Annotated in this window: 4 protein-coding genes; 3 read left to right on the forward strand and 1 reads right to left on the reverse strand. The window is 62.8% G+C overall.

The genetic code is table 11. The annotated features are described in order from the left end of the window. Window positions 1–108 precede the first annotated feature (108 nt). Together ABYW26_RS10640 and ptsP are read left to right on the forward strand one after the other, a co-directional pair. A complete protein-coding gene (locus ABYW26_RS10640; protein WP_372604824.1) occupies window positions 109–1347 on the forward strand; it encodes an aspartate kinase in 1239 nt (412 codons plus the stop codon). A 13-nt stretch (window positions 1348–1360) separates the two neighbouring features. Continuing rightward, on the forward strand, window positions 1361–3619 hold the full coding sequence (gene ptsP / locus ABYW26_RS10645) for a phosphoenolpyruvate--protein phosphotransferase (protein ID WP_372604825.1): 2259 nt from the start codon (window positions 1361–1363) through the stop codon (window positions 3617–3619). Between the two features lie 7 nt (window positions 3620–3626). Here the strand turns inward: ptsP and ABYW26_RS10650 are convergent, their stop codons facing one another. Beyond that, the gene (locus tag ABYW26_RS10650) at window positions 3627–4130 is read right to left on the reverse strand and encodes a GNAT family N-acetyltransferase (RefSeq protein ID WP_372604826.1); all 504 of its coding nucleotides are present in this window, start codon (window positions 4128–4130) and stop codon (window positions 3627–3629) included. A gap of 88 nt (window positions 4131–4218) precedes the next feature. Here ABYW26_RS10650 and ABYW26_RS10655 point away from each other — a divergent pair, with 88 nt between their 5' ends. Further along, a complete protein-coding gene (locus ABYW26_RS10655) occupies window positions 4219–4824 on the forward strand; it encodes a flavin reductase family protein (RefSeq protein WP_372604827.1) in 606 nt (201 codons plus the stop codon). The last annotated feature ends 26 nt before the right edge of the window (window positions 4825–4850 follow it).

A 4850-nucleotide genomic window follows, 5' to 3' on the forward strand; every position in this document is an offset into this window, starting at 1 on the left:
AAGTCCCGCGCATATGCCCGGTTTTCGTGCAGTTTCCCTCTGTGCCCACTTGCCCTGAAGCCCCGCTTGACCTAGAGGGGGCCGGACGAAAATTTGCAGGGGCTAGCAATGCCGCTTCTGGTTATGAAATTCGGCGGCACGTCCGTGGCCGATCTGGACCGCATCAAGAATGCGGCCGAAAAGGTCCGGCGTGAAGTCGAGCGCGGATATAATGTCATCGTCATCGTTTCGGCGATGTCGGGCAAAACCAATGAACTGGTTGGCTGGGTCGAAAAGACTTCGCCGCTGTATGACGCGCGTGAATATGACGCCGTTGTCAGCTCGGGCGAGAATGTGACCGCCGGCCTGATGGCGCTGACGCTGCAGGAAATGGATGTTCCGGCGCGCAGCTGGCAAGGCTGGCAAGTGCCGATCAACACCACCTCGGCCCATGCTGCCGCGCGCTTTGTGTCGATCCCCAGCGAAAATATCGACGCCAAGTTCAACGAAGGCATGAAGGTTGCCGTGATCGCCGGGTTCCAGGGCCTTAGCCCCGAGGGCCGGATCACCACACTGGGCCGTGGCGGCAGCGATACCACCGCCGTGGCCTTTGCCGCCGCATTCGGCGCCGAGCGCTGTGACATTTATACCGACGTGGACGGCATCTATACGACCGACCCGCGCATCACCGAAAAAGCCCGCAAACTGGACAAGATCGCGTTTGAGGAAATGCTGGAACTGGCCAGCCTTGGCGCCAAGGTTCTGCAAACCCGCTCGGTCGAGCTGGCGATGCGCTATAATGTGCGTCTGCGGGTGCTGTCCAGCTTTGAGGATACTGACGAAAATTCCGGCACGCTGGTCTGCTCGGAGGAGGAAATCATGGAAAGCAAAGTTGTCTCTGGTGTCGCCTATTCGCGCGACGAGGCGAAAATGACCCTGCTCTCGGTCGCCGACCGCCCCGGCATCGCCGCCGCCGTGTTCGGCCCGCTGGCCGAGGCTGGCGTCAACGTCGATATGATCGTCCAGAACATCAGCGAAGAAGGCCGCACCGACATCACCTTCTCGTGCCCGGTCAATCAGGTTGCCCGCGCCGAGCAAGCCGTGAAAAAGGCTCATGATGCCGGTCACATCAATTTCCACGAACTGGTCGCGGATACAGATGTGGCCAAGGTTTCGGTCGTGGGCATCGGGATGCGCAGCCATGCGGGCGTCGCAAGTGCCATGTTCAAGGCACTGTCTGCTGAAGGGATCAACATCAAGGTGATCTCGACCTCGGAAATCAAGATTTCCGTGCTGATCGACCGGAAATATATGGAACTTGCCGTGCAAGCCCTCCATGATGCTTTTGGACTCGACAAAGCAGCCTGATTGACGGGGGCAAATGCCCGAACGCAGCGACAGTGAAAGCGAAAGCCGCAAGTTGCTTAGGCGCTTGCGGGACACTCTTGCCGAGGCCGGCAAGGGTCAGGAACGGCTTGACCGCATCACACATATCATCGCGGACTCGATGCGCACCGAGGTGTGCTCGATCTATCTGTTCCGCGATCCCGAGACTTTGGAACTGTGCGCAACCGAGGGCCTGAAGGCCGAGGCCGTGCACAAAACCCGGATGCGGGTCGGCGAAGGTCTGGTCGGCCGGGTCGCCCGTGAACAGCGTTCCATCAACACCGGTAACGCCCCCGCCGAAAAGGGTTTCCGCTATATGCCCGAGACCGGCGAGGAAATTTATTCCTCGTTCCTTGGCGTGCCGATTCAGCGGCTGGGCGAACGGCTGGGCGTTCTGGTTGTGCAGTCGAAAATCGCGCGGCAATTCTCGGATGACGAAGTTTACGCGCTGGAAGTCGTGGCGATGGTTCTGGCCGAGATGACCGAACTGGGCGCCTTTGTCGGCGATGATCCGTCGATGGCAGCGCTGCACCAGCGGCCGGTAATGTTCCGCGGCAGCGTCGGGCAAGAGGGCGTGGCCGCCGGCCATGTCTGGCTGCACGAACCGCGCGTGGTCATCACCAACCTTGTTGCCGACGATCCCGATGTCGAACGCGACCGCCTGCGGCAGGCGGTGGATCAGTTGCGCGTATCGGTGGACGACATGCTGACGGTGGCTGGCTCGGGCGACAGCGAGCAGATGGAAGTGCTGGAAGCCTACCGCATGTTCGCCAACTCGCGCGGCTGGATGCGCCGGATGGAAGAAGACATCGACCGCGGCCTGTCCGCCGAGGCCGCTGTCGAAAAGGAACAATCCGCCGCCCGCGCCCGGATGGAAACCGTGCCCGACCCCTATTTGCGGGAACGGCTACAGGATCTGGACGACCTGTCGAACCGGCTGTTGCGGATCCTGACCGGCCAGGGCGCGGAAACCGGTGCCTCGATGCCGCTGGACCCGATCCTGATCGCCCGCAACATCGGCCCCGGCGAATTGCTGGCCTATGGCCGCAAGCTGAAAGGCATCGTGCTGGAAGAAGGCTCGGTCGGCAGCCACGCCGCGATCGTCGCGCGGGCGCTGGCGATTCCGCTGGTCATCCATGCCGAACGCATCACCACCGAGGCTTTGAACGGCGATCATGTCATGGTCGACGGCGAACAAGGTATCGTGCATCTGCGGCCCGAGGACAGCGTCGCCAGTGCCTTTCGCGACAAGATGGCGATGCAGGCCAAGGCGCTGCAACGCTATGTGTCGATCCGCAAGAAACCGGCGCTGACGCTGGATGGCCAGACTGTCGCGCTGCATATGAATGCCGGTCTGATGGCCGATCTGCCGTCGCTGGAAAGCTCGGGCGCCGAGGGCGTCGGCCTGTTCCGCACCGAATTGCAATTCCTGATCCGCAGTCAGGTGCCGCGGCGCGCCGAACTGGCGGCGCTTTACTCAAAGGTGCTGGATTCAGCAGGCGGCAAGCGCGTGGCGTTCCGAACGCTGGATATCGGTTCGGACAAGGTGCTGCCCTATATGAAGCGCGAGGAAGAGCCGAACCCGGCCCTTGGCTGGCGCGCAATCCGCGTCGGTCTGGACAAATCCGGCGTCATGCGGATGCAGCTTCAGGCGCTGATCCGCGCGGCGGGTGAACGGCCCCTGACCATCATGTTCCCGTTCGTGGCCGAGGCCTCGGAGTTCTTCGAGGCGCGCGGCCATCTGGACCATGTGATGAAACAGGAACGCAAGCTGGGCCGCCCGGTTCCCGATAAGGTCGAAGTCGGCGCCATGCTGGAAACCCCCAGCCTTGCCTTTGCGCAGGACAGCTTTTTTGACGCGGTCGATTTCATCTCGATCGGCGGCAACGACCTGAAACAGTTTTTCTTCGCCGCCGACCGCGAGAACGAGCGCGTGCGCCGGCGCTATGACACGCTGAACATCAGTTTCCTGCACTTCCTTGAAACCATCGTCAAACGCTGTGACGCGGCGGGCACATCGCTGTCGTTCTGCGGCGAAGACGCGGGCCGCCCGATCGAGGCCCTGTGTCTGGCGGCGATCGGGTTCCGGATGATGTCGATGCGCCCGGCCTCGATCGGGCCGGTCAAGCATCTGCTGCGCAAGGTCGATCTGACGGAACTGCGCGGCGTGATCGACGATGCCGCCCGCAGCGGGCGGGCCTCGGCCCGGTCGTCGGTGATCGAATATCTCAGCAAGGGCGGCTGGGCGCTGTAAGCCCCCGTCAACCTGCCTTGGGATCGGGGACAAAGCGCGTCACCGGCCCGGTCACCCCTTGCCATGCGCCATCGGTCAGCTCGATCCCCAGCACCCGGTCGGGGTTGGTCGGCGGCGGCATCTCGACGCCCTGCAATTTCGAGAACCCGAACCGGCTGTAATAGGGCGCATCGCCGACCAGCATCACCCGGCCCCAGCCCTCAGCCGCCGCGCGGTCCAGCGATTTCTGGATCAGGAACGCGCCCAGACCTTCGCCCTGATGGGTCGGGTGCACCGCCACAGGCCCCAGCAACAGCGCGGTCTTGTCCCCGACCAGAACCGGCCAATAGCGGATCGCCCCGGCAACTATATTCATCTCGTCGCGGGCGACGATGCACAGCTCGGGCACCGGCGGGACATTGTCACGCAGCCGGTATGACGACAGGGCCTCGCGCCCCGGCGCAAAGCACAGATCATACAGTGCCTCGACTTCCCACCAGTCGGCTGATTGTTCCTGCTCCAGACGGATCACGCCCTGCCTCGTTCACATTCTTGCTGGAAACCGGCGTAACACGGGGCTAGGTCTTGGGCAAACAGGACGACAACGGGAAGGCGCTCAAATGTTCTATCGACCCGAAGATGGCCACGGTCTGCCGCATAATCCGTTCAACGCGATTATCGCGCCGCGCCCGATTGCGTGGGTTGCAAGCCGGGGCGCGAACGGACAGGACAATCTGGCGCCGTTCAGCTTTTTCAACGGCGCGGCATATTCGCCGCCGCAGGTGATGTTCTCGACCACCGCTGGCAAGGCCGATGGCAGTTCCGATAAGGACACGCTGGCCAATATCCGCGAAACCGGGGTGTTCTGCATCAACATCGTCGAATTTCCCATGCTTGAGAAAATGAACGAGACCTCGGGCCCGTGGGGCCGCGATGTGGACGAGTTCGAAAAGGCCGGGATCGACAAGGCCGACTGCGCGACGATTGCCTGCGCGCGGGTGGCCGGGGCGCCCGCCAGTCTGGAGTGCAAGATGACGCAGATCGTCCAGATCGAGGGCAAGGCCAACCGCGTGGTGTTCGGTCAGGTCACCGGCGTGCATCTGCGCGACGATTGCATGCGCGACGGCATGTTCGACATCACCCGCTTTGATGCGATTTGTCGTCTGGGCTATCGCGATTACGCCCACTTGGGCCAGCTGTTCTCGCTCAGGCGTCCGGGCGAGTAGGCCGTCGCGGCGGTGGCGGCGGCGGC

Origin of the sequence: Actibacterium sp. (genome assembly GCF_041584535.1) — a bacterium.
Classification (GTDB): domain Bacteria; phylum Pseudomonadota; class Alphaproteobacteria; order Rhodobacterales; family Rhodobacteraceae; genus Actibacterium_D.

What these genes read in the sequence shown, in the direction of transcription:
- ABYW26_RS10640 (WP_372604824.1), top strand. Translation starts at nt 109, where the DNA reads ATGCCGCTTCTGGTTATGAAATTCGGCGGCACGTCCGTGGCCGATCTG.
- ptsP (WP_372604825.1), top strand. Translation starts at nt 1,361, where the DNA reads ATGCCCGAACGCAGCGACAGTGAAAGCGAAAGCCGCAAGTTGCTTAGG.
- ABYW26_RS10655 (WP_372604827.1), top strand. Translation starts at nt 4,219, where the DNA reads ATGTTCTATCGACCCGAAGATGGCCACGGTCTGCCGCATAATCCGTTC.